The 23,855-nt window shown below is 61.2% G+C and carries 23 protein-coding genes; 15 read left to right on the top strand and 8 right to left on the bottom strand.

The features are described 5' to 3' along the window. The first annotated feature begins 19 nt into the window (after positions 1–19). The 9 genes from phnL (at position 20) to phnN (ending at position 8,241) form a co-directional block, all read left to right on the top strand. Entirely contained in the window at positions 20–727 is a 708-nt protein-coding gene (gene phnL, locus LH464_RS12285) for a phosphonate C-P lyase system protein PhnL (protein WP_226786669.1), read from the top strand. Further along, the gene (locus LH464_RS12280) at positions 724–1,344 is read left to right on the top strand and encodes a DapH/DapD/GlmU-related protein (RefSeq protein WP_226786668.1); all 621 of its coding nucleotides are present in this window, start codon (positions 724–726) and stop codon (positions 1,342–1,344) included. Before phnL ends, LH464_RS12280 begins: the two co-directional genes overlap by 4 nt. A 103-nt stretch (positions 1,345–1,447) precedes the next feature. Next, on the top strand, positions 1,448–2,302 hold the full coding sequence (phnC, locus tag LH464_RS12275) for a phosphonate ABC transporter ATP-binding protein (RefSeq protein ID WP_226786667.1): 855 nt from the start codon (positions 1,448–1,450) through the stop codon (positions 2,300–2,302). Positions 2,303–2,388: 86 nt separating this feature from the next. Next, a complete protein-coding gene (phnD, locus tag LH464_RS12270) occupies positions 2,389–3,294 on the top strand; it encodes a phosphonate ABC transporter substrate-binding protein (RefSeq protein ID WP_226786666.1) in 906 nt (301 codons plus the stop codon). Between the two features lie 62 nt (positions 3,295–3,356). Then, on the top strand, positions 3,357–4,334 hold the full coding sequence (gene phnE, locus LH464_RS12265) for a phosphonate ABC transporter, permease protein PhnE (protein WP_449301441.1): 978 nt from the start codon (positions 3,357–3,359) through the stop codon (positions 4,332–4,334). Beyond that, on the top strand, positions 4,334–5,686 hold the full coding sequence (gene phnE / locus LH464_RS12260; RefSeq protein WP_226786665.1) for a phosphonate ABC transporter, permease protein PhnE: 1,353 nt from the start codon (positions 4,334–4,336) through the stop codon (positions 5,684–5,686). The genes phnE (LH464_RS12265) and phnE (LH464_RS12260) overlap by 1 nt, the downstream gene beginning before the upstream one ends. 109 nt (positions 5,687–5,795) lie before the next feature. Beyond that, complete coding sequence (locus tag LH464_RS12255) at positions 5,796–6,509, top strand: DUF1045 domain-containing protein (protein ID WP_226786664.1); 714 nt, start codon at positions 5,796–5,798, stop codon at positions 6,507–6,509. Continuing rightward, complete coding sequence (locus LH464_RS12250) at positions 6,506–7,645, top strand: alpha-D-ribose 1-methylphosphonate 5-triphosphate diphosphatase (RefSeq protein WP_226786663.1); 1,140 nt, start codon at positions 6,506–6,508, stop codon at positions 7,643–7,645. Before LH464_RS12255 ends, LH464_RS12250 begins: the two co-directional genes overlap by 4 nt. After that, positions 7,645–8,241: a phosphonate metabolism protein/1,5-bisphosphokinase (PRPP-forming) PhnN gene (gene phnN / locus LH464_RS12245; RefSeq protein WP_226786662.1), complete on the top strand. Its 597-nt coding sequence runs from the start codon at positions 7,645–7,647 to the stop codon at positions 8,239–8,241. Before LH464_RS12250 ends, phnN begins: the two co-directional genes overlap by 1 nt. A gap of 15 nt (positions 8,242–8,256) precedes the next feature. On the opposite strand, the gene polA is transcribed toward phnN, so the two are convergent. Then, positions 8,257–11,226, bottom strand: a complete 2,970-nt coding sequence (gene polA / locus LH464_RS12240) for a DNA polymerase I (protein WP_226786661.1) — start codon at positions 11,224–11,226, stop codon at positions 8,257–8,259. Between the two features lie 389 nt (positions 11,227–11,615). Between polA and LH464_RS12235 the strand changes: the two genes are divergently transcribed. Next, positions 11,616–12,047 (top strand): MarR family winged helix-turn-helix transcriptional regulator, encoded by a 432-nt coding sequence (locus LH464_RS12235; RefSeq protein ID WP_226786660.1) that lies wholly within the window; start codon positions 11,616–11,618, stop codon positions 12,045–12,047. Positions 12,048–12,218: 171 nt separating this feature from the next. Further along, complete coding sequence (locus tag LH464_RS12230; RefSeq protein ID WP_226786659.1) at positions 12,219–13,607, top strand: dipeptidase; 1,389 nt, start codon at positions 12,219–12,221, stop codon at positions 13,605–13,607. Positions 13,608–14,013: 406 nt separating this feature from the next. On the opposite strand, the gene LH464_RS12225 is transcribed toward LH464_RS12230, so the two are convergent. Beyond that, positions 14,014–14,223, bottom strand: coding sequence for a cold-shock protein (locus tag LH464_RS12225; RefSeq protein WP_226786658.1), 210 nt, complete (start codon positions 14,221–14,223; stop codon positions 14,014–14,016). A gap of 444 nt (positions 14,224–14,667) precedes the next feature. Here LH464_RS12225 and LH464_RS12220 point away from each other — a divergent pair, with 444 nt between their 5' ends. Next, positions 14,668–15,156: a YbaK/EbsC family protein gene (locus LH464_RS12220; RefSeq protein ID WP_226786657.1), complete on the top strand. Its 489-nt coding sequence runs from the start codon at positions 14,668–14,670 to the stop codon at positions 15,154–15,156. On the opposite strand, the gene LH464_RS12215 is transcribed toward LH464_RS12220, so the two are convergent. The 3 genes from LH464_RS12215 to LH464_RS12205 all read right to left on the bottom strand — a co-directional run bounded on the left by LH464_RS12215 (position 15,150) and on the right by LH464_RS12205 (position 16,215). After that, entirely contained in the window at positions 15,150–15,461 is a 312-nt protein-coding gene (locus tag LH464_RS12215) for a hypothetical protein (protein ID WP_226786656.1), read from the bottom strand. The genes LH464_RS12220 and LH464_RS12215 overlap by 7 nt on opposite strands. A 76-nt stretch (positions 15,462–15,537) precedes the next feature. Further along, positions 15,538–15,756 (bottom strand): hypothetical protein, encoded by a 219-nt coding sequence (locus tag LH464_RS12210; RefSeq protein ID WP_226786655.1) that lies wholly within the window; start codon positions 15,754–15,756, stop codon positions 15,538–15,540. Positions 15,757–16,017: 261 nt separating this feature from the next. Beyond that, entirely contained in the window at positions 16,018–16,215 is a 198-nt protein-coding gene (locus tag LH464_RS12205) for a hypothetical protein (protein WP_226786654.1), read from the bottom strand. 390 nt (positions 16,216–16,605) lie between these two features. Between LH464_RS12205 and LH464_RS12200 the strand changes: the two genes are divergently transcribed. From LH464_RS12200 to dnaJ, 3 genes are all read left to right on the top strand, one after another. After that, positions 16,606–18,930, top strand: coding sequence for a transglycosylase domain-containing protein (locus LH464_RS12200; RefSeq protein WP_226786688.1), 2,325 nt, complete (start codon positions 16,606–16,608; stop codon positions 18,928–18,930). A gap of 205 nt (positions 18,931–19,135) precedes the next feature. After that, positions 19,136–21,043, top strand: coding sequence for a molecular chaperone DnaK (dnaK, locus tag LH464_RS12195; protein ID WP_226786653.1), 1,908 nt, complete (start codon positions 19,136–19,138; stop codon positions 21,041–21,043). Between the two features lie 89 nt (positions 21,044–21,132). Then, complete coding sequence (gene dnaJ / locus LH464_RS12190; protein ID WP_226786652.1) at positions 21,133–22,260, top strand: molecular chaperone DnaJ; 1,128 nt, start codon at positions 21,133–21,135, stop codon at positions 22,258–22,260. A 187-nt stretch (positions 22,261–22,447) separates the two neighbouring features. Here dnaJ and LH464_RS12185 read toward each other — a convergent pair whose 3' ends face one another. From LH464_RS12185 to LH464_RS12175, 3 genes are all read right to left on the bottom strand, one after another. Beyond that, on the bottom strand, positions 22,448–23,032 hold the full coding sequence (locus LH464_RS12185) for a LysE family translocator (protein ID WP_226786651.1): 585 nt from the start codon (positions 23,030–23,032) through the stop codon (positions 22,448–22,450). 109 nt (positions 23,033–23,141) lie between these two features. Further along, complete coding sequence (locus tag LH464_RS12180) at positions 23,142–23,351, bottom strand: SlyX family protein (RefSeq protein ID WP_226786650.1); 210 nt, start codon at positions 23,349–23,351, stop codon at positions 23,142–23,144. Positions 23,352–23,392: 41 nt separating this feature from the next. Beyond that, complete coding sequence (locus LH464_RS12175; RefSeq protein WP_226786649.1) at positions 23,393–23,677, bottom strand: hypothetical protein; 285 nt, start codon at positions 23,675–23,677, stop codon at positions 23,393–23,395. Between the last annotated feature and the right edge of the window lie 178 nt (positions 23,678–23,855).

Raw genomic sequence — 23,855 nt, 5'->3', positions numbered from 1 at the left:
TAAACAAGGATAAAAATACATGGCCACTCCCCTCATCGTCTCTGAAGTCTTCAAGAGCTTCATCATGCACCTGCGCGACGGCATTGAGCTGCCGGTCGTCAACGACGTCAACTTCTCCGTGGCAAGCGGCGAATGCGTCGTGCTGGGCGGACCGTCCGGCATCGGCAAGAGCTCCATTCTCAAGATGCTCTATGGCAACTACGCCGTGGATGCGGGACAGATCCTCGTGGCGCACCAGGACCGGATCGTCGATATTGCCAGTGCCGACCCGCGCACTGTCCTCGACGTCCGCCGCCGGACGCTCGGATATGTCAGCCAGTTCCTGCGTACCGTGCCGCGCGTTTCAGCGCTCGATGTGGTCGCCGAGCCGCTCGTGGCGCGAGGGGTGAGTGCCTTGGAAGCGCGCGACACTGCAGCTTCGCTTCTGTCTCAGCTCAACCTTCCAAAGGAATTGTGGGGGTTGCCGCCGGCCACCTTCTCCGGTGGCGAACAGCAGCGCGTGAACATCGCCCGCGGCTTCATCACCGACCACACCATCCTGCTGCTCGACGAACCGACGGCTTCGCTCGACGCGCGAAATCGCCGGGTCGTCGTGGAGATGATCGCCGAGAAGAAGCGGAAGGGCGTGGCGCTGCTCGGCATCTTCCATGACGAGGAGGTGCGGGAAGCCGTCGCCAACCGTATCGTCGATGTCAGCCAGTTCTCACCGAGAAAGGCCGCGGCATGAACTCCAGGGTGGGCGTCCAGCCGGTCATCCATCCGAGCGCCAGCGTCAACAACTCTGTTCTCGGTCGCTATACGGAAGTCGCCGAACGGTGCCGCATCGACGAAGCCGAGATCGGCGACTATTCCTACATCATGCAGGACGGCTCGATCTGGTGCGCCACGATCGGCAAGTTCGTCAACATGGCCGCCTCGGTGCGCATCAATGCCACCAACCATCCGACCTGGCGTGCGACACTCCACCACTTCACCTATCGCGCCGCCAATTACTGGGACGACGCCGAGAACGAAGAAGACTTCTTCGAATGGCGTCGCGACCACCGCGTCACCATCGGCCATGACGTGTGGATCGGACATGGGGCAACCGTCCTGCCCGGCGTCACTGTCGGCAACGGCGCAGTGATCGGCGCCGGAGCCGTCGTTTCCAGGGATGTCGCGCCCTATACGATCGTTGGTGGCGTTCCCGCCAAGCTCATCCGCGAACGCTTTACGAAGAAAGTCGGGGCCGACATGGACCGGCTCGCCTGGTGGGATTGGGACCACGGCAAGCTGCGAGCAGCACTCGACGACTTCCGGGCGCTCTCTGCAGAGGACTTCCTTGCGCGCCACACACCGGCTTGAAGCCCGAGGGGCCGCGCTTATTACAAAACAGACATAAAACCGACATTCAGGCTTCATCAACCGTCGCTATCGAGACCCCACCGAGGCAATACGGACAGGAAACATGAAGTTTGAACTGAGGAATGTTACACGCCGTTTCGGCGAGCGGGTTGCAGTCAACGCGGTCAACGTCGAAATTCCTCAGGGTCAGATGGTCGGCATCATCGGCCGTTCGGGTGCCGGCAAATCAACCCTGCTGCGGATGATCAATCGCCTGCAGGACCCGAGCTCAGGCTCGATCCACTTCGGCGATCTGGAAGTCTCTGCCCTCAGGGGAACCGGGCTGCGCAACTGGCAACGCGATTGCGCGATGATCTTCCAGCAGTTCAACCTCGTGCCGCGGGTCGATGTCCTCACCAACGTCATGCTCGGACGGCTGAACCATCGCTCCACCGTCATGAGCCTCCTCAACGTATTCACGCTCGACGAACGGCTAATGGCCATGGCGGCGCTCGAGCGCCTCGGCATCGAACAGACGGCGCTCCAGCGGGCAGGCACGCTTTCGGGCGGACAGCAGCAGCGCGTGGCGATCGCCCGCGCCTTGATGCAGGCGCCGAAGATGCTGCTTGCCGACGAGCCGATCGCGTCGCTCGACCCACTCAACGCCAAGATCGTCATGGACGCGCTGCGCGGCATCAACGAACGCGAAGGCATCACGGTCGTCACCAACCTGCACACGCTCGACACTGCGCGCAGCTACTGCGAGCGGATCATCGGCATGGCGGCCGGACGTGTCGTCTTTGACGGAACCCCTTCCGAACTGACCGCCGGGGCGGTGCAGGAGATCTATGGCTCCGACCGGGACGGCGCAGGCATCGACGAATCGCTGACTTCGACCAGCATCAACATTCCCGCAGCCGCCGATAAGGCAGCCAGACAATCTACCGGTGTGAGAGCCCTGGCTGCAGCCAGCGTCTGAACCGGCGCCATGATCGCAAGCCCGCGTCAAGGGCACTTCCTTTTGCAACAGCAATCCGGTCGTCCGGACAACCAGGAGATCATCTCATGTTGAAGAAAACTCTGCTCGCGGCAGCAGCGCTCAGCGTTCTGGCAGGTTCCGCAATCGCGCAGGACGTCAAGGTCCTGCGCATCGGTCTCGACGGCTCGGAAAACGAAGCCGACCAGATCCGCAACACACAGTGCGTCGCCGACGGCCTGAAGGCTTTCACCGGTGTGGAAAACGTGCAGATCTTCCCGTCGCCGGATTATAACGGCGTCATCCAGGGCCTGCTCGGCGGCACGATCGACATCGCCTCCATGGGCGCTTCGTCCTATGCTGCCATCGCGCTCCAGAAGCCCGACGCCGTGGATCCGATCCTCACCTACACCCAGTCGGACGGCTCCAGCGGCTACTACTCGATCATGGTTGCCCGCAAGGATTCGGGCATCACATCGCTTGCCGACGCCAAGGGCAAGAAGATCGGTTTCGCCGACCCGGACAGCACCTCGGGCTACCTCGTCCCGAACGTCGCATTGCCGAAGGAAATCAACGCTCCGGTCAACGAATACTTCTCCGAAAGCGGCTTCGGCGGCGGCCATGAAAACCTCGTTCTCGCCATTCTCGACGGCAAGTTCGACGTCGGCACCACCTTCGGCTCGGGCGTCGGCAACTGGGAAGACGGTTACACCGGCGGCAACCTGCACCAGATGGTCAACAAGGGCAATCTGGACATGGACGACCTCGTCGAAGTCTGGAAGTCGCCGCTGATCCCGAACGGCCCGCTGATGGTCAACAACCAGCTGCCGGCGGAGATGCGCGAGAAGGTCGAAGCATACTTCCTGGACCTGCCGAAGTCGGACCATGACTGCTTCAAGGCCTACACCCAGGGCGACAACAAGGAATACATCAAGGTCGACCAGTCGTTCTACCAGACGATCATCGACGCCCGTAAGTCGGTCATCGGCGGCTGATCCCTGAAGATTTCAACGGCGGCGCTTCAAGGCGCCGCCGTTTTCCCAAAGAGAGTTACGGCATGGCGGATATCAGCGCAAACAATCCCGGCGGGCTCGGCTCCGCGGCATCCTTGACGATGCGGCACTATCAGCAGCAGCTCAAGACACGCCGGATCTACACCGCCATATCGATCGTGGTGTTCCTGATCGTGCTCGGCGCATCGCTGAACTTCGCGAACAATGCCAATGCCGGCAAGTTCTTTGAACGGCTGCCTTACCTCTTCGATTTCATAACCCACTTCGTGCCGGACAGCCCGATGGAGATCATCCGGGCGATGTTCGACCTGCAATCCCCCTACGCGGACGGATCGCTCAAGTACGATTATACGAGCGACCGGGTCTATCTGACCGAGAATTTCTACATTCCGCATTTCCTCTACCAGCTGATCATCACCATCAACATTGCATTGGTCTCGACCATCGTGGGTGCGGCTGCCGCCTTCGCACTCTGCTTCTTCGCCTCGACCAATCTGGTCGGTGCCGGCGCCACGCGTTTTGTCGTTCGCCGGATCATGGAAGTGATGCGCGCCTTTCCGGAGATCGTCATCGCGGGGCTCCTGACCGCCATTCTGTCCATCGGTCCGATCGCGGCGATCATCGCCATCACCGTGCACACCGTAGGCGCGCTTGGAAAGCTGTTCTTCGAAGTCGTCGAAAATGCCGACATGAAGCCGGATGAAGGCCTGCGTGCAGCCGGCGCGAACTGGGCGGAACGGGTGCGTTTTGCGATCGTTCCTCAGGTTCTCCCGAACTTCGTATCCTACACGCTGCTGCGCGCTGAGATAAACGTGCGCGCCTCCACCATCATCGGTGCGGTGGGCGGCGGCGGCATCGGCGAGGTCTTCCGGCTGGCGATCGGCCGTGACCACGCCGCCAAGACTTACGCCATCATCATCCTGCTGCTGGTCAGCATCATCGTCATCGACCAGTTCTCCGGTTGGCTGCGTCGCCGGCTCGTGGGTGAACAGTCCTTCGAATTCGGCAGGGGAGCAGCCTGATGCCATCGGTTCCCTCCATCAACACCGCGGATCGCGAACGACTGCTCGCGGATTACCCGCAGGTCTTTCATCGCAGCTTCTGGCAGCGCTACGGCCTGGCAGTCGGCGCCGGCATCGTCGCCGTCTACCTCATCATCTGCTTCTTCGCGTTCAATGTCGGACCAACCTTCATGCAGGGCCGCTGGGATCGTGCTTCGCTGTACGTCCAGGACTGGTATTCCTGGCGCGCCCAACCGCGCCTGCGCTTCGAGGAAGACGGCACAGTGCGGGCCCAGTGGTCGAGCCGGGGCCAGTATCCGGCCGACGCCAACATATCCTGGCTGCAGCCGACGGCAGCGGGCGGCTATGCCGTGACCTACGGAAACGACGACGATCGCCTCGATGTCACGCCCAGTCTGGTCCAGGTCTATCTCGGCGGGACTGCCTATCCCGTCACCATCACCGTTGATGCTGCGACCGCACCGGAAGGCGCACCGTCCGCGATCACCCAGGACGGCAACAAGGTCCTCGTCGACTACGGTTTCGAAGGCCAGGCGGAAATCCGCACCGGCCAGGTTTACGTGCAGCGGCGTTTCATCGGCTGGGCAAACTTCCTGTTCGACACCAAGTCCGAATTCTGGGGCAGGACCTATGGCGAACTTCTGGTGCTTGCGACCTTCGGCGAACGCATCGATCCGGACCGCAGCAATTTCGGCCATATGGTCGATGATTTCCTGGGCAACAACGTCTGGCAGCATTCCGACATCCTGTCGAAGCTGATGCAAACACTGGTCATGGCCTTTGTCGGTACGTTGTTCGGCACGCTGGTCGCCTTTCCGCTCGCCTTTATCGCAGCCCGCAACATCACGCCGAACCGTGCCGCCAACTGGTTCATGAAGCGCTGCTTCGACTTCCTGCGCTCGATCGACATGCTGATCTGGGCGCTGTTCTTCACGCGCTCTTTCGGCCCCGGGCCGATCCCCGGCATCGCGGCGATCTTTTTCACCGACAGCGGCGCACTCGGCAAGGTCTACGCGGAAGCGCTGGAAAACGTCGATGACAAGCAGCGCGAGGGCGTGAAGTCGGTCGGCGCAAGCCCGGCCGTCGTCAACCGCTTCGGTGTCGTGCCGCAGGTCCTGCCGGTCTTCATCTCCCAGTCGCTGTACTTCTGGGAATCGAACATCCGCTCCGCAACCGTAATCGGTGCCGTCGGTGCCGGAGGCATCGGCCTCAAGCTTCTCGAAGCGATGGGCACCAATGCCGATTGGGACAAGGTCGCCTACATGGTGCTCCTCATTCTGCTGGTGGTGTTCCTGTTCGACAACATCTCCAACGCCATCCGTTCGCGCCTAATCGGACAGGCGGCTCATTAAAAGCCGTCCGTCATCATCATTCTGTCATGGAAATCTTTTAGCGCAGGTTCTGTTTCCGAACCTCCTCTGCCGCTACGCTTCCAGCGGTTCTCTGATTCTGGATTCGATTTTGCGCTACGCCATATACTACGCTCCCGCCCCCGATGATCCGTTGACGACCGACGCCAGCCGCTGGCTTGGCCGCGACGCGTTTTCCGGAGAGACATTCGGTCCCCCTGCCTCGCTGCCAATGCCGGCCGAGCAGTGGCACGGCCTTGTCGCAGACCCGCAACGCTACGGCTTCCATGCCACACTGAAAGCCCCGTTCGAGCTTCGCGAAGGGCAGACGGAAGCTGACCTCATAGAGGCCTTCGATTGCTTTGCGGCATCGATGACGGCATTCGAGATCCCGCGGCTCGTTCTTGGCCAGCTTGGACCCTTCTTCGCTCTCGTTCCGCATTCGGTCTATCCTTCGCTGCAGGAGTTCGCGGCATCGGTGGTCGAGGAATTCGAGCCTTTCCGTGCGCCGCTTTCGGAAGCGGACGTCGCCCGACGCCGTCCCGAACGTCTGAGCGAAGCCCAGCGCAGCTACCTGCTGCAGTGGGGCTACCCTTATGTCATGGAGGAGTTCCGATTCCACATGACGCTGACCGGACCTATCGAAACGACGCTTGCGCCGCAGGTGCGAGACGAGCTTCAAATGCGCTTTTCACGGTATACGGATGCCGCTCTTCCCATAGACGGGCTGGCTCTTTTCACAGAGAGCGCCCGGGGCGCGCCCTTCACCATTCACCGCTGGCAACCGCTCGGCTTGCCGGAGCAAAGCAGAAAGATCCTCCCATGAGCGCCGAAACCGTTCTTTCGAATGCCCGCATCGTTCTCGAGGACCGGATCCTCTCCGGCTCCGTTCTCATCCGTGACGGCCGTATCGCGGATATTTCCGAGGGCGCAACGCGGGCGGGCGAGGATCTGGAAGACGATTTCCTGATCCCCGGCCTGATCGAGCTGCACACGGACCATCTCGAACAGCATTATTCGCCGCGCCCTGGCGTGCGGTGGAACACGACGGCCGCCATCCAGGCCCATGACGCCCAGGTCGCCACGTCCGGCATCACGACGGTCTTCGATTGCCTGCGCATGGGCGCCGACGAGGACGGCGGCTTCGAGAAGGGCGAAATGCGCGGCCTGGCCGATGCCATCCAGGCGGCGCAGAAGGACGGCCGGCTGCGCGCGGAACACCTCTTCCACCTGCGCTGCGAAGTCTCTTCCGACAACGTACTGGCGCATTTCGAGGATTTCGAGAACGACCCCTACGTGCGCCTCGTATCGCTCATGGACCACGCGCCCGGACAGCGCCAGTTCCAGTCGATGGATCAGTACATCCTCTACTACAAGGAAAAGCGCGGCCTGAGCGACGAAGCCTTCGCCCATTTCGTGACGCGGCGGCAGGCAGCATCGGCCAGGTATTCCGCGGCCCACCGCGACGAACTGGCCCGCAAGTGCGCCGAACGCGGCATCACGGTGGCAAGCCATGACGATGCTACACTCGAACATGTGGATGAAGCGATCGGCCACGGCGTTCGGCTGGCCGAGTTCCCGACCAGCTTCGACGCCGCCGAAGCCTCCCACAAGGCCGGCATGAGCGTGCTCATGGGGGCGCCCAATATCGTTCGCGGCAAGTCGCATTCCGGCAATATTGCCGCGCGCGATCTGGCGGAACGCGGCGTGCTGGATGTCCTTTCCTCGGACTATGTCCCGCTCAGCCTGCTGCACGCGCCGTTCGTGCTTTCCGACGAAGTGGAGGGCATAAGCCTGCCGAAGGCGCTCGCCATGGTCACCGCCACCCCGGCACGCACCGTCGGGCTCGACGACCGTGGCCAGATCGCGCCCGGCCTGCGTGCCGACCTCGTACGTGTTCACCGCAACCACGGAGTGCCCGTCGTACGGGCGACCTGGCGTGAAGGCCGGCGGGTGGCGTGATGGTTCACGCGGCGGGCAGTACTGGCGTCAAGGGCGATATGGCGGGCCATATGGTGGTCGTCGTCGGACCGAGCGGTGCCGGCAAGGACACGCTGATGGCCTATGCGGCCAGTCATCTGAACGGCCGGCAGGACATCGCCTTCGTCCGGCGCGTCATCACGCGTGACGGAAACGCCGGCGGAGAAGATCACGACGCCGTTTCCGAGGCAGAATTCGACCACATGGCTGAGAGCGGCAGCTTTGCCGTCTCGTGGGAAGCCCATGGGCTGAGGTACGGTATCCCGTCTCGGACCTTGATGCAGATCGCCAACGGACAGCTCGTGATTGCCAATGGCTCACGTTCCGCGCTGCCCCGCTTCAAGGCCGCCTTCCCCGCCATGACAGTCATCAACATCACCGCCCGGCCTGAAGTGCTGGCCGAGCGCCTGGAAGCTCGTGGACGCGAAACGCGGGAAGAGATCCTCGGGCGGCTTGAGCGCAGCTCGCCCACGCTCGACGGCGACTATGACGTCGTGACGATCGACAACAGCGGCACCCTGGAGGACGCCGGCAACGCCTTGGTGGAAGCGCTGTCGAACTATCTGGCGATCGCCTGATGGCGATAACCGATCCTAATGCGCCTCGTCCCAGTTGGACGCGGCCCGCGCATCCACCTTCAGCGGCACTCTCATGTCGAGCGCCGGCATGGCAGCATTCTCCATGACCGAGACGATGATCGGCACGCTGGCATCCACCTCGGCATCCTCGACCTCGAAAATGAGTTCGTCGTGGACCTGCAGTAGCATACGCACCTTATCACCCAGACCCGCGTCTTTCAGCGCCGGCTCCATCTTCACCATGGCGCGACGGATGACGTCCGCCGCCGAGCCCTGAATCGGCGCATTGATCGCCGCGCGTTCGTTGAAGGCCCGGACGGATGGGTTGGACGACTTGATCTCCGGATAATGCGCGCGACGACCGAAGATCGTCTCCACATATCCATTGTCGCGGACAAAGGCCTTGGTGTTCTCCATATAGTCGCGGATGCCGGGGAAGCGCTCGAAATACTTCTTGATGTATTCCCCTGCTTCCGATCGCTCGATCGACAGCTGGTTGGCGAGGCCGAAGGCGGAAATGCCGTAGATAATGCCGAAGTTGATCGCCTTTGCGCGGCGGCGAATCTCGCTCGGCATGCCTTCCACCGGCACGCCGAACATTTCCGATGCCGTCATGGCATGAATGTCGATACCGTCGGCGAAGGCCTGGCGCAGTTGCGGAATGTCAGCGACATGCGCCAGCACCCGTAGTTCGATCTGGCTGTAGTCCGCCGATACCAGCTTGTGTCCCGGCGTGGAGATGAAAGCCGTTCGGATCTTGCGGCCTTCCGTCGTGCGGATCGGAATGTTCTGCAGGTTCGGCTCGACCGAGGACAGGCGTCCCGTTGTCGTCGAGGCGAGTGAATAGGACGTGTGCACCCGCTTCGTGTCGGGATGGACATATCCCGGCAGAGCATCGGTGTAGGTGGACTTGAGCTTGGTCAGCTGACGCCAGTCGACGATCTTGCGCGGGAACTCGTGGCCTTCGGTTGCAAGCTCTTCCAGGACCTGCGCCGATGTCGACCACTGGCCGGTCTTGGTCTTGGCGCCACCGGGCAGCCCCATCTTGCCGAACAGGATATCACCGAGCTGCTTCGGCGATCCGATGGTGAACTTTTCGCCGGCGATCCGGTAGATCTCGTCCTCGATGGCCGCCGCCTTCTGGGCAAGCTCTCCGGACAGGCGCGACAGGATCTGCCTATCGACCGTGATCCCCCGCTCTTCCATCCGTGCAAGCGTGGAAACGAGCGGCCGTTCCAGCCGTTCATAGACCCGCGTGAGTTTCTCGGCCACGAGCCGCTGCTTCAGGATCGTTGCAAGCCGCAGCGTGATGTCGGCCTTTTCGGCGGAATAGCCGGTCGCACGTTCTATATCGACGAGATCGAACGTGATGCCCGATTTGCCACTTCCCGCCACGTCCTTGAACGACGCCGGCATGTGTCCGAGCCAGCGGTCGGAGAGGGAATCCAAGCTCTGCCCGCCCTTGCCTGCTTCGATGACATAGGACATCAGCATCACGTCGTCATAACTCGTGATCTCGATGCCGTTCCGCTTCATGAGAAGGTAGGCAAACTTCAGATTGTGACCGACTTTCAGGACCGCGCTGTCCTCCAGAAGCGGCTTCAGGCGGTCCAGCACCTCGCCCGGAGCGAGCTGATTCTCCGCAAGTCCGCTGCCGAGCAGATCATTGCTACCTGTCTTGTGGGCAAACGGCACATAGGCGGCGCGAATGTCGAGGCCGGACGGATTGCGCGTGTTGTCGGCTAGCGCCAGCGATATGCCGGCCAGCTCTCCCAGCATCGGATCGATGGATGTGCCTTCGGCCTCGAAGGCGACCACGCCCGTCTCGCGCGCTCCGCGTATCCAGTCATCGAGCTCCTCTATGTCACGAACGGTGACGTAGCAGCTCTTGTCGATATTGGCGGTCGCGAACGCACCCGCCCGCGCCTTGGCGAGATCCGCCGGTGCGGCGGCAGCGTATGCATCGGCCGCTGCCGGTTTGGCCGGGGCGACCGCTGCGGCAGCACCGGTGTCTGTTCCTGCATCAAGATCGGGACCCCGCGCGGCAGCACCCCACTCCACCGTGACCTCGGCGGGCTCGATGGCGCTCGCATCGCATTGACAGGCTTCAGCGACCCGGCGCGTCAACGTGCCGAACTCCATCGTCTTCAGGAAGCCGATAAGCTTCGGTCCATTCTGCGGCTCGAGCACCAGTCCATCCAGCGGCACATCCAGCGGCACATTCGTGGCCAGCTCGACGAGACGGCGCGACAGGCGGGCCAGATCGGCATTGGCGATGATGCTCTCGCGCCGCTTGACCTGCTTGATCTCGCCTGCCCTTGCGAGCAGTGTCTCCAGATCCCCGAATTCCTTGAGCAACTGGGCGGCCGTCTTCGGCCCGATGCCGGGGATGCCCGGAACGTTATCGACGGAATCGCCGACCAGGGCCTGCAGATCCATCATCTTTTCCGGCGGCACACCCCATTTCTCGATCACTTCGGGAATGCCGATCTGCTTGTCCTTCATGCTGTCGTACATGTGGACGTTGGGCGTCACGAGCTGCATCAGATCCTTGTCGGACGAGATGATGGTGACGTCGGCGCCGACCGCTTCTGCCTGGCGCGCATAGGTGGCGATGATGTCGTCGGCCTCGAACCCTTCCGTCTCGATGCAAGGCAGATTGAAAGCACGCGTCGCCTGCCGAATAAGCCCGAACTGCGGAATCAGGTCCTCCGGTGGCTCGGAGCGGTTCGCCTTGTAAGCGTCGTAGAGCTCCTTGCGGAAAGTCTTCGACGAATAGTCGAAAATGACGGCGAAATGCGTCGGCGTTACCCCGACCGAGGTATCGCGCGCATCCGTCAACAGCTTCCACAGCATATTGCAGAAGCCTGACACGGCACCGATGGGCAGGCCATCGGACTTGCGGGTCAGCGGAGGAAGTGCGTGAAACGCCCGGAAGATGAACCCGGAGCCGTCGACGAGGAAGAGGTGATCGCCTTTTTTCATGGGCTATGGAATAGCGTGGGGCACCTTTCCCGTCCACGAAAACTTATCCGGGTTCTTCACGTCCCGCACGGCGTCCAGCATCACCCGAATGTTACTGAATTGTAATATGCGGTTCCCTTGAAAAGCCCGATTTCGCTCCACATCTCAACGTTACCGGCGATTGATCACGCCGCAGTCTGGTTGCTGGCTCGTCCCCCGCCGCACCAGACCGGGCAAAGGCCTAATCCCCTCTCCGGGCCTTTGTCCTCCTATCGACCGCCATGGCCGTCCCCTCCCGGCCATGGCGGTTTTCGTTTGTGGCCACCCCATCAAGCCGCAGGCTTGGCGAAAGCATCTAGCGCTATATATCGTCGGCATTCCGAGGGAGGGACGGGTGTCCAGATTGACCCATGGCGTATAACCGCTCGCATTCCGCGACATATCTAGCCGGCCAGATCGCCAAGGGTTTCGCACGCTCCCTGCAGCGCCGTGCCACGGCGCTCGGCTTTTCTCCCGGACAGTTTCCTGTACTTCTCGAGCTCTGGCAGGAGGACGGCCTGACCCAGAAGCAGCTTCTCGATCGGCTGGACGTGGAGCAGGCAACGCTCGCCAACACTCTTGCCCGGATGGAGCGTGACAGCCTCATCCAGCGCGAGCAGCATCCCCGCGATCGTCGAGCCCAGATCATCCGGCTGACGGAACTTGGTCGTGAGCTTGAACGCCAGGCGATCAATGCCGCAGCAGAAGCCGATGCAGCGCTCTTCGACGGCTTCCGGCAGTTCGAGCGCGAGCTGATGATGGAATATATGCGCATGGTGATCGAAAACGCCCGCAAGCTGTAAGCTTCCGCATCCGAAACGAACGACCGTTTCCTCTACAGCGCAGCGCACCATTTGGGCGCACCAAGGACGCCGCAGCACTTTGGGTCTGCGCAATCGTAGTTTCCCAAAATCGATTCCGCTTTCCGGGTCGATGCGCTAAGGTCCGCCCGCAATTGCAGACAGGATTTTGCCATGACCGACCTCTCCCCCGTTCTCGATCGCGCCGACCAGAACCTCGAAAAAAGTCTCGAGCGCCTGTTCGACCTCGTGCGGATCAAGTCCATTTCCACCGATCCCGCCTACAAGGCCGATTGCCGCACCGCAGCGGAATGGCTGGTAGCGGCGCTGATGGAGATCGGTTTCGACGCATCGGTTCGCGACACCCCCGGCCATCCTATGGTCGTGGCCCATCACGACGGCGCGACACCCGATGCCCCGCATGTCCTGTTCTATGGTCACTACGACGTTCAGCCGATCGACCCTATCGAGCTTTGGGAGAACGATCCCTTCACCCCTGCCGTTAAGGATCTCGGCGACGGCCGCAAGGTCCTGACGGGTCGCGGAACCTCGGATGACAAGGGTCAGTTGATGACCTTCGTTGAAGCCTGCCGCGCTTTCAAGGAGGTGCATGGCAGCCTGCCGGTGCGCGTCACCATCCTGTTCGAAGGCGAGGAGGAATCCGGCTCGCCTTCGCTGAAGCCTTTCCTCGAGGCCAATGCCGACGAGCTGAAGGCGAGCTGCGCACTCGTCTGCGATACGGGAATGTGGGACAGCGATACGCCGGCGATTGCGGCGGCACTCCGTGGTCTCGTCGGAGAAGAAGTCACCATCACGGCTGCCGACCGCGACCTGCATTCAGGGCTCTTCGGCGGGGCCGCCGCCAATCCGATCCATATCCTGACGACCATTCTCGCCGGCCTGCGTGACGAGACCGGGCGGGTCACGCTCGAGGGCTTCTACGAGGGCGTCGAGGAAACGCCGGCCAACATCAAGGCGAGCTGGGAGACGCTTGGACGTTCGGCGGAAAGCTTCCTCGGCGAGGTCGGATTGTCCGTCCCTTCCGGCGAAAAGGGACGCTCCGTACTGGAACTCACCTGGGCACGCCCGACCTGCGAAGTGAACGGCATCTGGGGCGGCTATACCGGCGAGGGTTTCAAGACCGTCATCGCCGCCAAGGCTTCCGCGAAAATCTCCTTCCGCCTTGTGGGACAGCAGGACCCATCGAAGATCCGCGACGCATTCCGTTCTTATGTCCGCTCGCAGATCCCAGCCGACTGCTCGGTCGAATTCCATGAGCACGGTGGCTCGCCCGCCATCCAGCTGTCCTACGATTCTCCGGCGCTGACCAAGGCGAAGAACGCATTGTCGGACGAGTGGGCAAAGCCGGCTGTCATCATCGGCATGGGCGGCTCCATCCCGATTGTCGGCGACTTCCAGAAAATGCTCGGCATGGATTCGCTTCTGGTCGGCTTCGGACTGGTGGACGACCGCATCCACTCCCCGAACGAGAAATACGACCTGAAGTCCTTCCACAAGGGCATTCGTTCCTGGGCACGCATCATCGCCGCGCTGGCGGCATAGAATAGAACGAAAAGAGGAGCGGACCGCAGGGTCCGCTCCTCTTGGAGCGTTCAAGGCTAAAATGAGCACCCAAAAACAAAAAGGCCGGGCAAGCCCGACCTTTCCACTCTCGATTCTGTTGGTGCCAGTACATCCGTGGTCACCCAGGAATCGAGACAGGCATTCCGGCGCGTCCGCTTCGGCTTTCGCCAAATCGCGGCCCTGGCGATCATCATCGCTTGAACTGGTTAACACTTCGTAAACAACGAATATGTCGAACTGCCCAAGGATGGCGCGGTTTCCCGCATTTGCTCACTGCGCCGGAAATGCCGTTGAGCCTGAGATGGGAAGTCGCCGCTTCATTTGCAAGGGCTAAAATGCAAGAAGGCCGGACGAGCCGGCCTTCTTCGTCTTTGATCGGTAAGGCTCAAGCCTTCTGCAGGTTGTCCGCAGATACCTTGCCCGAACGGCGATCGCTGACGAGCTCGTAGGACAGCTTCTGGCCGTCGTTGAGCGAGCCCATGCCGGCGCGCTCTACAGCAGAAATGTGTACGAAAACGTCGGCGGAGCCGTCGTCAGGCTGAATGAAGCCGTAGCCCTTGGTTCCGTTGAACCACTTTACGGTACCCGTTGCCATAATGATTGCCTTTCTCTCGCAAATATCAGCGTTGTTCCAACATTCCGGAACGTTGAAGTTTCGTATTTGAAGGAAAGATGGTCGAGAACGCCGTAGCGCTTAGAGCAGACTTATCAAACAAATATCGATGATCGGGAAATAGAAGAGAGGGGCCGTTCTGTCAAGGTTTCGTCTCGCAAACGCCGCGACGAACCACCTCCGGAAAAACAGAAAACCCGGCGCGGGAGGAGGTGCGCCGGGTTTCCGAAACTGACCAGCAACCGGGAGGAGGAGGTGTTGCCGGTCCCATCGAAGAACGCTGGGAGGAGGAGTGCGTCTTCGATGTTTTGACTATACATCAGGCACGCTTAAAAAACAGTCGATATTTTGCACCGCAGCATTGCGCCCTTCGCATGGCTTCGGCCTCGACTTGCAGGATCGCGGCTAAAAAAGCTATCCAAGGGGATGAGCCTTGAATCCGTTCGCCACTTTTTCTCCTCTCACGCGCCAGACGTGGAGGTTATCGTTACCGCCGAGAGCTCCGCAACGGTGCCGCTTGCGGCAGCAGCGCACGGCGTCGAGCCGGAACAGATCGCCAAGACAATCTGCGTCAGGGCGGGAGACAGCGTGGCCCTGGTGGTCATGGCCGGCACGGCGCGACTGGATAACCGCAAGTTCCGCGACCGTTTCGGCACCAAGCCGAGAATGCTGGGCGGCGACGAGGTCCTGGAACTGACCAGCCATCCAGTCGGCGGCGTCTGCCCCTTTGGGCTGGCCTCACCGATAAATGTCTATTGCGACGTATCGTTAAAGGATTTCGTCGAGGTCATCCCCGCAGCCGGCGCTTCCAACGCCGCCGTTCGCATCAACCCGACGCGAATGGCAGAATTGACAGGCGCCGAATGGATCGACGTCTGCCAGTTTCCAAATGAGGGAAGTGTTGCCGCTCAATAATAGCGCTTGTACCAAGCGCTCTTGTTTTCGGCTGACTGGACGCCGACCAGATAGCCAATGGCAAATCCGATCGCGCCGACCAAGGTAACAATGGTTGTCGCCGTGGCGGGATGCTCGCGAATGGCACCTGCCACCGAACTCGCCTCGCCTTGCACGTAACTCGCCGCATCGCCTGCGCGCTCTGCCAGACGGTTTCGCAGGCTGGCTATTTCGGCCCTAAGGCTGGCGATTTCCCGTCCGACCCTGTCGTTATCATCCTGATCCGTACCACCCAGTGCACTTACACTACCTAAAGTCTCCGCCATCAAAGCCTCCATTGTTCCATGAGAGACTGGTCAACTGATGAGGATGTAATCGGTTCCGCGCACCGCCGAGAGGATTTCAGGCACCTCGACTTTCAGCAAGAATATGCGCCAGGGATTCGAGCTTCTCTTTCTCGCTCAATCCCTTCTGCATCGAATTCACCAGAATGAGCGCGAGCGCTTCGCCATCAGGGCTTGCCTTCTTGATGTTATGCTCGACGCAGGTCCGGTCGAAAACCTCCTGGAGCATACTCAGTTGATCGGGACCAACCGGATTACGAACGATCTGTGTAGGCAAAACTACCTCCCCATGACACCGCGGCCCGAGTTTACATGCAATCCCCGATGGGATTTCATCGGGCAAACTGCGGCTTTATGAAGGCCGCCTTGTGTAGACCTTGCGCATGAGATTGTGATGTCAGAGGTTTGCGGTTTTGGGGAGGCAGCGACGACACAGGCTTGTCGGTCGGTGTCCAGCACACTCAGGCGATTCGCACCTGAACAGAAACGGCAGGCAATCTTCTGCCTGCCGCCCGCCTTGGCTAAGATGTTAGCTCGCTTACGCCGCGCCGGCGGGATCGCCAATGGGCAGAAGCGCGGGCTTCAAGTTGGGATCCTGCGGGTTTTTTGTGTCGGCGGGATCCTGGACAGGTGTCAGCGGAGGCTTTCCCTGAGTCCGGTCGGGAATGCCCGGTGTCGGCGTCGGCCCGCGCGGGGTGTCAGGTGCCGGATTCGGGATGGGATCTCTATTCGGCATGATATGTCTCCTGTGTTCCTCCATAACGGAACGAAGGACACCATGCATTGTTCCTTGTGATCGCCGCCGGGCCATTGCGCCTGCGCAGCCATCACCTCAGCACCAGACATCTCATTCGGTCGCCGTCGCGTGATCTTCGACGGGCTTCTGTTTGGCGACGCAGCTAGAGACGCCGACTAATGGCATCAAGATACTCTCGCGAGAACGGACCGGTAACGCCGGCGGTACCGGCGGCAACACGTCCCTCTCAAACATCTGTTAAAGAACACGAATTCATATTCCGATCTTTAACACCCCCTTAAATCGCCGCATTTAAAGTTCAGCGAAGGCGCGGGCAAAGTGGAACTGTCGGTTGGTGCCGGCAAGGAATACGGGGGCTACCGACGCGGAATGGCGGCCAAAGGCAAATCGCGACAACGGGTTGAACCATCGTTCGAGGACGATCGCGACGACGTCGAGGACGATCTGCGGCTGGATGCCGACGATCGGATCATCGGCACGCGCAACGCCAAGCGCCCGCCGAAATCCAGGAAACCCACGAAAACCGCAAGCCGTGGAAAGCGCAAGCAGACCCGCCGTTCTCGCGGCATCTTCGGCCCCGTGCGGTCGCTGGTGTACTGGTGCATCGTATTGGGCATCTGGGCCGCGATAGCAGTCGGCGGCCTCGTCCTTTATTTCGGTGCGCAAATGCCGGCGGCAAGCAGCTGGTCTATCCCCGACCGGCCTCCTAACATCAAGATCGTCTCCACCGATGGCTCGGTGATCGCCAATCGCGGCGCCACGGGCGGCGAGGCGCTCGCGCTCGAGGAGATGTCGCCCTTCATTCCGCAGGCCGTCCTCGCCATCGAAGACCGGCGTTTCTATTCGCATTTCGGCGTCGATCCACTTGGCCTGACGCGCGCCTTCATCAACAACATAACGGGGCAACCGATCCAGGGCGGCTCGACGATCACCCAGCAGCTCGCCAAGAACCTGTTCCTGTCGCCGGAGCGAACTTTCGAGCGCAAGATCCAGGAAGTGCTGCTCGCCGTCTGGCTGGAAACGAAGTTTTCCAAGGACCAGATCCTGGCGATGTACCTCAACCGGGTGTTCTTCGGCTCCAACGCATACGGCGTGGAAGCGGCCTCCCGCCGATATTTCAACAAATCCGCGCGTGAAGTGAACCTCGGAGAGGCGGCGCTTCTGGCCGGCCTTCTGAAAGCGCCATCCCGACTTTCGCCCGCCCGTGATCCGCAAGCAGCGGAAGAGCGTGCCCAGATCGTACTGGGCGCCATGCAGGAAGAAGACTACGTCACCGAAGACGAGATCAAGACCGCGATGTCGCAACCGCCGACGAAGGCGCGCAGCTATTGGTCCGGTGCCGAACACTATGCCGCCGACATGGTGATGGACGAGGTCAGGAAGCTACTCGGCGAGGTAAAGCAGGACCTCCTCGTCGAAACGACCATCGACCTCACCTTGGAACGCACGGCCGAGGAGGCGTTGACAGACCTCCTGGAGGGTGAGGGCGGCAAGCTCAATGCGTCGCAGGCAGCCCTCGTTTCCATGGATGCGACCGGGGCGATCCGGGCACTCGTGGGCGGCAAGGATTACGCCCAGAGCCAGTTCAACCGCGCCGTGACCGCCAAGCGCCAGCCGGGCTCCGCATTCAAGCCTTTCGTCTACGCGGCGGCGCTCGAGGCCGGCATTCGTCCGGACTCGATCCGCAGCGATGCGCCCGTCCGGATCGGCAAATGGACGCCGGAAAACTACGACCAGAAATACCGTGGTGACGTGACGATCTCGTCCGCGCTCTCGCAATCTCTCAATACCATCGCAGCCCAGCTCGTCATGGAAGTGGGGCCGGCGGAAGTGGTGAGCCTCGCGCACCGCATGGGCATAGAACAGGAATTGCAGCCGAACGCCTCGATCGCGCTCGGCACCTCCGAGGTGCCGCTCGTCGAGCTCACGGCGGCCTATGCGCCGTTCATGAACGGCGGATACAAGGCGACGCCGCATATCGTGCGCCGCGTTCTCGATACCGACGGAAATGTTCTTTACGAGGGAAGCTATGACAACCCGCCGCGTGTGCTGAGCGAAGCCATCGTCGCGACCATGAACAGCATGATGACGCGGGTGATCCAGGAGGGTACGGGGAAAGCCGCACGCCTCGACGACTGGCAGGCGGCCGGTAAGTCGGGCACCACGCAGTCGTTCCGCGATGCACTCTTCGTCGGCTATACCAGTATCATGACAACCGGCATCTGGTTCGGCAACGACGACGGCACGCCGATGAAAAAGGTGACCGGCGGCGGTCTGCCCGCCAGGGCGTGGAAGGAATACATGACGGCGGCGCACACGGGATATTCGCCGACGCCGCTGTTCGGCAGCCACGGCGGCTACGACCTGCCACCGGCGGTCGTCGAACCCGAGACGGGTCCAACCACGATCGGCGACATCATCTCCAATGTCATTCCCGGCATGGGTGGCCGCGAGGTGTACCCAGAGCCGCCTGCGGATCCTGTCTATGGCGACGTCACGCCGCCCGGTGACCTTCCGTCCGGCGAGTATCGCGATTACCGTGAATATCGTGGTCCCTACGATGGTTCCGACGGTGGCCCGGTCCCGCCTGCGGATGTCGGCGGAGGACCGATCCCGCCCGGCGATGTCGGTTCGACAGCCTCCACAGGACAGCGGCGGCAGACCACGCTCTACGATCTCATCATGGGCCAGTGACGCAGCCCGGCACGAACGTTCACATTCGCGTGTTTTTTTGCTGGTGTCAGCGGGTTGTCCTGCCTTGCAGTCCAAAATTCCCGTCCTTATATACGCCGCATGACACAGCATGTGCTGTGAAAGTACAAAGACCATCCCAGTCGAGGAACTGTCAGCGGAATGCCTGAGCGGGGTTCCGACGGTTCGCTTAAAGGAGAGAGAAGAAATGGCTAAAGTTATTGGCATCGACCTCGGGACGACCAACTCCTGCGTGGCGATCATGGACGGCAAGGATGCCAAGGTGATCGAGAACGCCGAGGGCGCCCGTACTACCCCTTCCATGGTGGCATTTACCGAAGATGGCGAACGCCTCGTCGGCCAGCCGGCCAAGCGCCAGGCTGTCACCAACCCCACGAATACCCTGTTTGCCGTCAAGCGCCTGATCGGCCGCCGCTACGAAGATCCGACCGTCGAAAAGGACAAGGGTCTCGTTCCGTTCGATATCGTCAAGGGCGACAATGGCGATGCCTGGGTCAAGGCTCACGACCAGAACTATTCGCCCGCGCAGGTTTCCGCGATGATCCTTCAGAAGATGAAGGAAACCGCTGAGTCCTATCTCGGCGAAAAGGTCGAAAAGGCCGTCATCACGGTTCCTGCCTACTTCAACGACGCGCAGCGCCAGGCAACCAAGGATGCCGGCCGCATTGCAGGCCTTGAAGTTCTGCGCATCATCAACGAACCGACCGCTGCTGCCCTTGCCTACGGCATGGACAAGACCGAGGGCAAGACGATCGCCGTCTACGACCTGGGTGGTGGTACGTTCGATATCTCGGTTCTCGAAATCGGCGATGGCGTCTTCGAAGTGAAGTCGACCAACGGCGACACCTTCCTCGGCGGTGAAGACTTCGACATGCGTCTCGTCGAATATCTTGCGGGCGAGTTCAAGAAGGACCAGGGCATCGACCTGAAGAACGACAAGCTCGCCCTGCAGCGCCTCAAGGAAGCATCCGAAAAGGCCAAGATCGAACTGTCGTCCGCACAGCAGACCGAAATCAACCTGCCGTTCATCACGGCCGATGCATCCGGTCCGAAGCACCTGACGCTGAAGCTGACCCGCGCCAAATTCGAAAGCCTGGTCGACGATCTCGTCCAGCGCACCGTTGCTCCGTGCAAGGCAGCCCTCAAGGATGCCGGCGTTTCTGCAGCTGAGATCGACGAAGTCGTGCTGGTCGGCGGCATGAGCCGCATGCCGAAGGTACAGGAAGTCGTCAAGCAACTGTTCGGCAAGGAGCCGCACAAGGGCGTCAACCCGGATGAAGTCGTCGCTCTCGGCGCTGCCATCCAGGCCGGCGTTCTGCAGGGCGACGTCAAGGACGTCCTTCTGCTCGACGTGACCCCGCTGTCGCTCGGCATCGAAACACTCGGTGGTGTCTTCACCCGTCTGATCGACCGTAACACGACTATCCCGACCAAGAAGAGCCAGACCTTCTCTACCGCCGAGGATAGCCAGTCGGCTGTGACGATCCGCGTTTCGCAGGGCGAGCGCGAAATGGCCCAGGACAACAAGCTGCTCGGCCAGTTCGACCTCGTCGGCCTGCCACCGTCGCCGCGCGGCGTGCCGCAAATCGAAGTGACCTTCGACATCGACGCCAACGGCATCGTGCAGGTTTCGGCCAAGGACAAGGGCACCGGCAAGGAACAGCAGATCCGCATCCAGGCTTCTGGCGGTCTCTCCGACGCCGACATCGAGAAGATGGTGAAGGACGCCGAAGCCAATGCCGAGGCCGACAAGAAGCGCCGTGCGGGCGTCGAGGCGAAGAACCAGGCCGAAAGCCTGATCCATTCGACCGAGAAATCCCTCAAGGATTATGGCGACAAGGTCACTGAAACCGACCGCAAGTCGATCGAGGACGCTGTTGCTTCGCTGAAGACGGCCATCGAAGCATCCGAGCCGGATGCCGATGACATCCAGGCGAAGACCCAGACCCTCATGGAAGTGTCCATGAAGCTTGGCCAGGCTATCTATGAAGCCCAGCAGGCCGAGGGTTCCGACGGTTCCGAGGGTGGCAAGGACGACGACGGTGTCGTTGATGCCGACTACGAGGAAATCAAGGACGACAAGAAGTCGGCCTGAGGTTTCCCCGTGGCAAACCTCAGCAAATAGTCGACTAGAAATCCGGCTGCCATCGTGCAGCCGGAATCCTTTCGGGAGCCGTTACCTCTATGGCAAAAGCAGACTTTTACGAAACCCTGGGCGTCGGCAAATCGGCCGACGAGAAGGAGCTGAAAAGCGCCTTCCGCAAGCTGGCTATGAAATGCCATCCGGACAAGAATCCGGGCGACGCCGAGGCCGAAAAGAAGTTCAAGGAAATCAACGAGGCCTACGAGACCTTGAAGGACCCGCAGAAGCGGGCAGCCTATGACCGTTTCGGCCATGCGGCCTTCGAGCAGGGCGGCATGGGTGGACAGGGTGGCTTCTCGGCAGGCGCCGGCGGCTTCTCCGATATCTTCGAAGATATCTTTGGCGACATGATGGGCGGCGGTCGTGCGCGGCGGTCGACCGGCGGCCGGGAGCGCGGCGCCGACCTCCGCTACAACATGGAAATCAGCCTCGAAGAGGCATACGCTGGCAAGACGGCACAGATCCGGGTTCCCACCTCGATTACCTGTGATGTGTGCACCGGCTCGGGAGCCAAGCCCGGCACGCAGCCCAAGACCTGCGGCATGTGCCATGGATCAGGCCGCGTGCGCGCAAGCCAGGGATTCTTCTCGGTCGAACGCACCTGTCCGACATGCCATGGACGTGGCCAGACGATCACCGACCCGTGCACCAAGTGCCATGGCCAGGGCAGGATTTCCGAAGAGCGTTCGCTTTCGGTCAACATCCCGGCCGGCATCGAGGACGGCACGCGCATCCGCCTGCAGGGCGAGGGCGAGGCCGGCGCGCGCGGTGGACCGTCGGGGGATCTCTACATCTTCCTGTCTGTGAAGCCGCACCAGTTCTTCCAGCGCGACGGGGCTGACCTGTTCTGCACCGTGCCGATCTCGATGACGACGGCAGCGCTCGGCGGGACCTTTGATGTTGCAACGTTGGATGCGACTAAATCGCGGGTCACCGTTCCGGAGGGTACTCAGCCCGGCAAGCAGTTCCGGCTCCGGGGCAAGGGCATGCCGGTCCTGCGCTCGGCGCAAACGGGTGACCTCTACATCCAGATCCAGATCGAGACGCCGCAGAAACTCACCAAGCGGCAGCGCGAACTGCTGCAGGAGTTCGACGACATCTCGTCCAAGGAGAACAATCCGGAATCGACAGGATTCTTTGCCCGGATGAAGGAATTCTTCGAGGGATAAGGAGCGGTCGGGCCCTCTGGCCCGATTTCCAGCCAGTCGATTGCAGTGACGAACGCCCGAAGCTTATGCCAAGGGCCGGTAGGGTCCGGTCCTTCAAAGCCTCACCGCAAAGGCAGCAGATTCCGAAATGAACAAAGGCAGCGGATCACTCCGCTGCCTTTTATTTTTAGGATAACCCGCGGAACGCTCACGACATTGCGTGGACAGAGGATCCTGCAAGCAGGACCGCGAAGCCGAGGAGACCCGTGGCAGCGACCTTCTTGACCGTCTGCGGGGAAAGCATCGAACCTGCCCCCCGGGCGACGAGCGCGCCGCCGACGATCCAGCTGTTGGCTGCGAACAGGACCAGACCCGAGAACAGTCCGAGCCAGGGCAGTATCTCCAGGAACGCCCCCTGCGGCATGATGGCAAGGGCAATGATCGGCGCCTTCGGATTGAGGACTGTCGTTACGTAGACACGCCGTGCATCCACCTCGCCACCGGCTGGCTTATCCTCTCCCGCGGAACGCCAGAGACGCCAGCTGAGAAATAGTATCCACACGACGGCGGCACCCCTGGCCCACAGCAGCGCAACGGGATAGGCCGTGAAAAATGGCGCCGCCACGAGGCAGACGGGAATGATGACCGTCAGATAACCGCCCAGTTCCGCCACCACCAGCGTCAGCGACGATTTCCAGCCGCGCGCATAGCCGGCCAGCATCATCAGCGTATTGGTCGGACCGGGCGTCAACAGCAGAAGAAGAATGCCGGCGATAAAGGGGAGAACGTGCATCGATATGGTCCAGCTTAAGGGCAGCCGCTGTTCGTGCGGCGCTCCCTGATAGCATGGTCAGGCGATTGGAACTTGACGCCGATCAAGTGCGATATTCGGAGGGACCCTATCAGTAATGGGGTGGCTTGGTGATCGGTGGTGCGTCGAGGGACGACTCCTCCAGCGAAAGGAACCGCTCGGTCAGGCGGTCGAGCTTGGCTCTCGTCTGCTCGACGATTTTCCACTGCTCTGCCAACTGGTCGGACAGTTCCTCGATCATCTTTGCCTGATGGGCGGCAAGTTCTTCCAGCCTTGTCACGCGGTCGTCGTTATCGGTCATGTAAGCGCTTTCTCTATCCGACCCCTCACGGGAAGCGAGCGCTACAGCTCCTTCCTCCGCTTGTAGGGCATCAGCATGATAGCCGAGGCTGTTACCGCACCCCCAAAGGTCAGCGCAAGCGGGAAGGCGATCAACGCGAACGAAAGCACCGGCGTCTCGGACCGGGTGATCAGGGTTCCAAGCCCATAGAGATTGAACCAGAACAGCGCAGAAGCGATAAACAAGCCGAGAACCATGCCAAATGCCGCATTGATGGCCAGGAACCACAGCATCTGGCGGTGGTCGCGCCGGGCTTCGTCCGGCGTCATATCATCGTGCATTACCATGAGCCGCCTCCGGAGACATCAGAGATTGGATATGCGCGGATGTCGCGCAGGAAACTGCCGAACGGGAGGAAAGTTCCGAAGGCTCAGGTACATCTGAGATCGCCGCGCGATACATGAAGACGGAATAGCATACGGGGCGAACTGACCTTGTGAAAGCCGGTGCTTGCCATCCCGCGCC

Source organism: Pseudorhizobium xiangyangii, from assembly GCF_020531965.1.
Taxonomy (GTDB): Bacteria; Pseudomonadota; Alphaproteobacteria; order Rhizobiales; family Rhizobiaceae; genus Neorhizobium; species Neorhizobium xiangyangii.
The sequence above is the reverse complement of the archived record's forward strand: the minus strand, read 5'-3'. Positions and strand labels throughout refer to the sequence as shown.

Coding starts and splice junctions, on each gene's coding strand:
- phnL (WP_226786669.1), top strand. CDS start 20: ATGGCCACTCCCCTCATCGTCTCTGAAGTCTTCAAGAGCTTCATCATG.
- LH464_RS12280 (WP_226786668.1), top strand. CDS start 724: ATGAACTCCAGGGTGGGCGTCCAGCCGGTCATCCATCCGAGCGCCAGC.
- phnC (WP_226786667.1), top strand. CDS start 1,448: ATGAAGTTTGAACTGAGGAATGTTACACGCCGTTTCGGCGAGCGGGTT.
- phnD (WP_226786666.1), top strand. CDS start 2,389: ATGTTGAAGAAAACTCTGCTCGCGGCAGCAGCGCTCAGCGTTCTGGCA.
- phnE (WP_449301441.1), top strand. CDS start 3,357: ATGGCGGATATCAGCGCAAACAATCCCGGCGGGCTCGGCTCCGCGGCA.
- phnE (WP_226786665.1), top strand. CDS start 4,334: ATGCCATCGGTTCCCTCCATCAACACCGCGGATCGCGAACGACTGCTC.
- LH464_RS12250 (WP_226786663.1), top strand. CDS start 6,506: ATGAGCGCCGAAACCGTTCTTTCGAATGCCCGCATCGTTCTCGAGGAC.
- phnN (WP_226786662.1), top strand. CDS start 7,645: ATGGTTCACGCGGCGGGCAGTACTGGCGTCAAGGGCGATATGGCGGGC.
- polA (WP_226786661.1), bottom strand. CDS start 11,226: ATGAAAAAAGGCGATCACCTCTTCCTCGTCGACGGCTCCGGGTTCATC.
- LH464_RS12235 (WP_226786660.1), top strand. CDS start 11,616: ATGGCGTATAACCGCTCGCATTCCGCGACATATCTAGCCGGCCAGATC.
- LH464_RS12230 (WP_226786659.1), top strand. CDS start 12,219: ATGACCGACCTCTCCCCCGTTCTCGATCGCGCCGACCAGAACCTCGAA.
- LH464_RS12225 (WP_226786658.1), bottom strand. CDS start 14,223: ATGGCAACGGGTACCGTAAAGTGGTTCAACGGAACCAAGGGCTACGGC.
- LH464_RS12220 (WP_226786657.1), top strand. CDS start 14,668: ATGAGCCTTGAATCCGTTCGCCACTTTTTCTCCTCTCACGCGCCAGAC.
- LH464_RS12215 (WP_226786656.1), bottom strand. CDS start 15,461: ATGGCGGAGACTTTAGGTAGTGTAAGTGCACTGGGTGGTACGGATCAG.
- LH464_RS12205 (WP_226786654.1), bottom strand. CDS start 16,215: ATGCCGAATAGAGATCCCATCCCGAATCCGGCACCTGACACCCCGCGC.
- LH464_RS12200 (WP_226786688.1), top strand. CDS start 16,606: ATGGCGGCCAAAGGCAAATCGCGACAACGGGTTGAACCATCGTTCGAG.
- dnaK (WP_226786653.1), top strand. CDS start 19,136: ATGGCTAAAGTTATTGGCATCGACCTCGGGACGACCAACTCCTGCGTG.
- dnaJ (WP_226786652.1), top strand. CDS start 21,133: ATGGCAAAAGCAGACTTTTACGAAACCCTGGGCGTCGGCAAATCGGCC.
- LH464_RS12185 (WP_226786651.1), bottom strand. CDS start 23,032: ATGCACGTTCTCCCCTTTATCGCCGGCATTCTTCTTCTGCTGTTGACG.
- LH464_RS12180 (WP_226786650.1), bottom strand. CDS start 23,351: ATGACCGATAACGACGACCGCGTGACAAGGCTGGAAGAACTTGCCGCC.
- LH464_RS12175 (WP_226786649.1), bottom strand. CDS start 23,677: ATGGTAATGCACGATGATATGACGCCGGACGAAGCCCGGCGCGACCAC.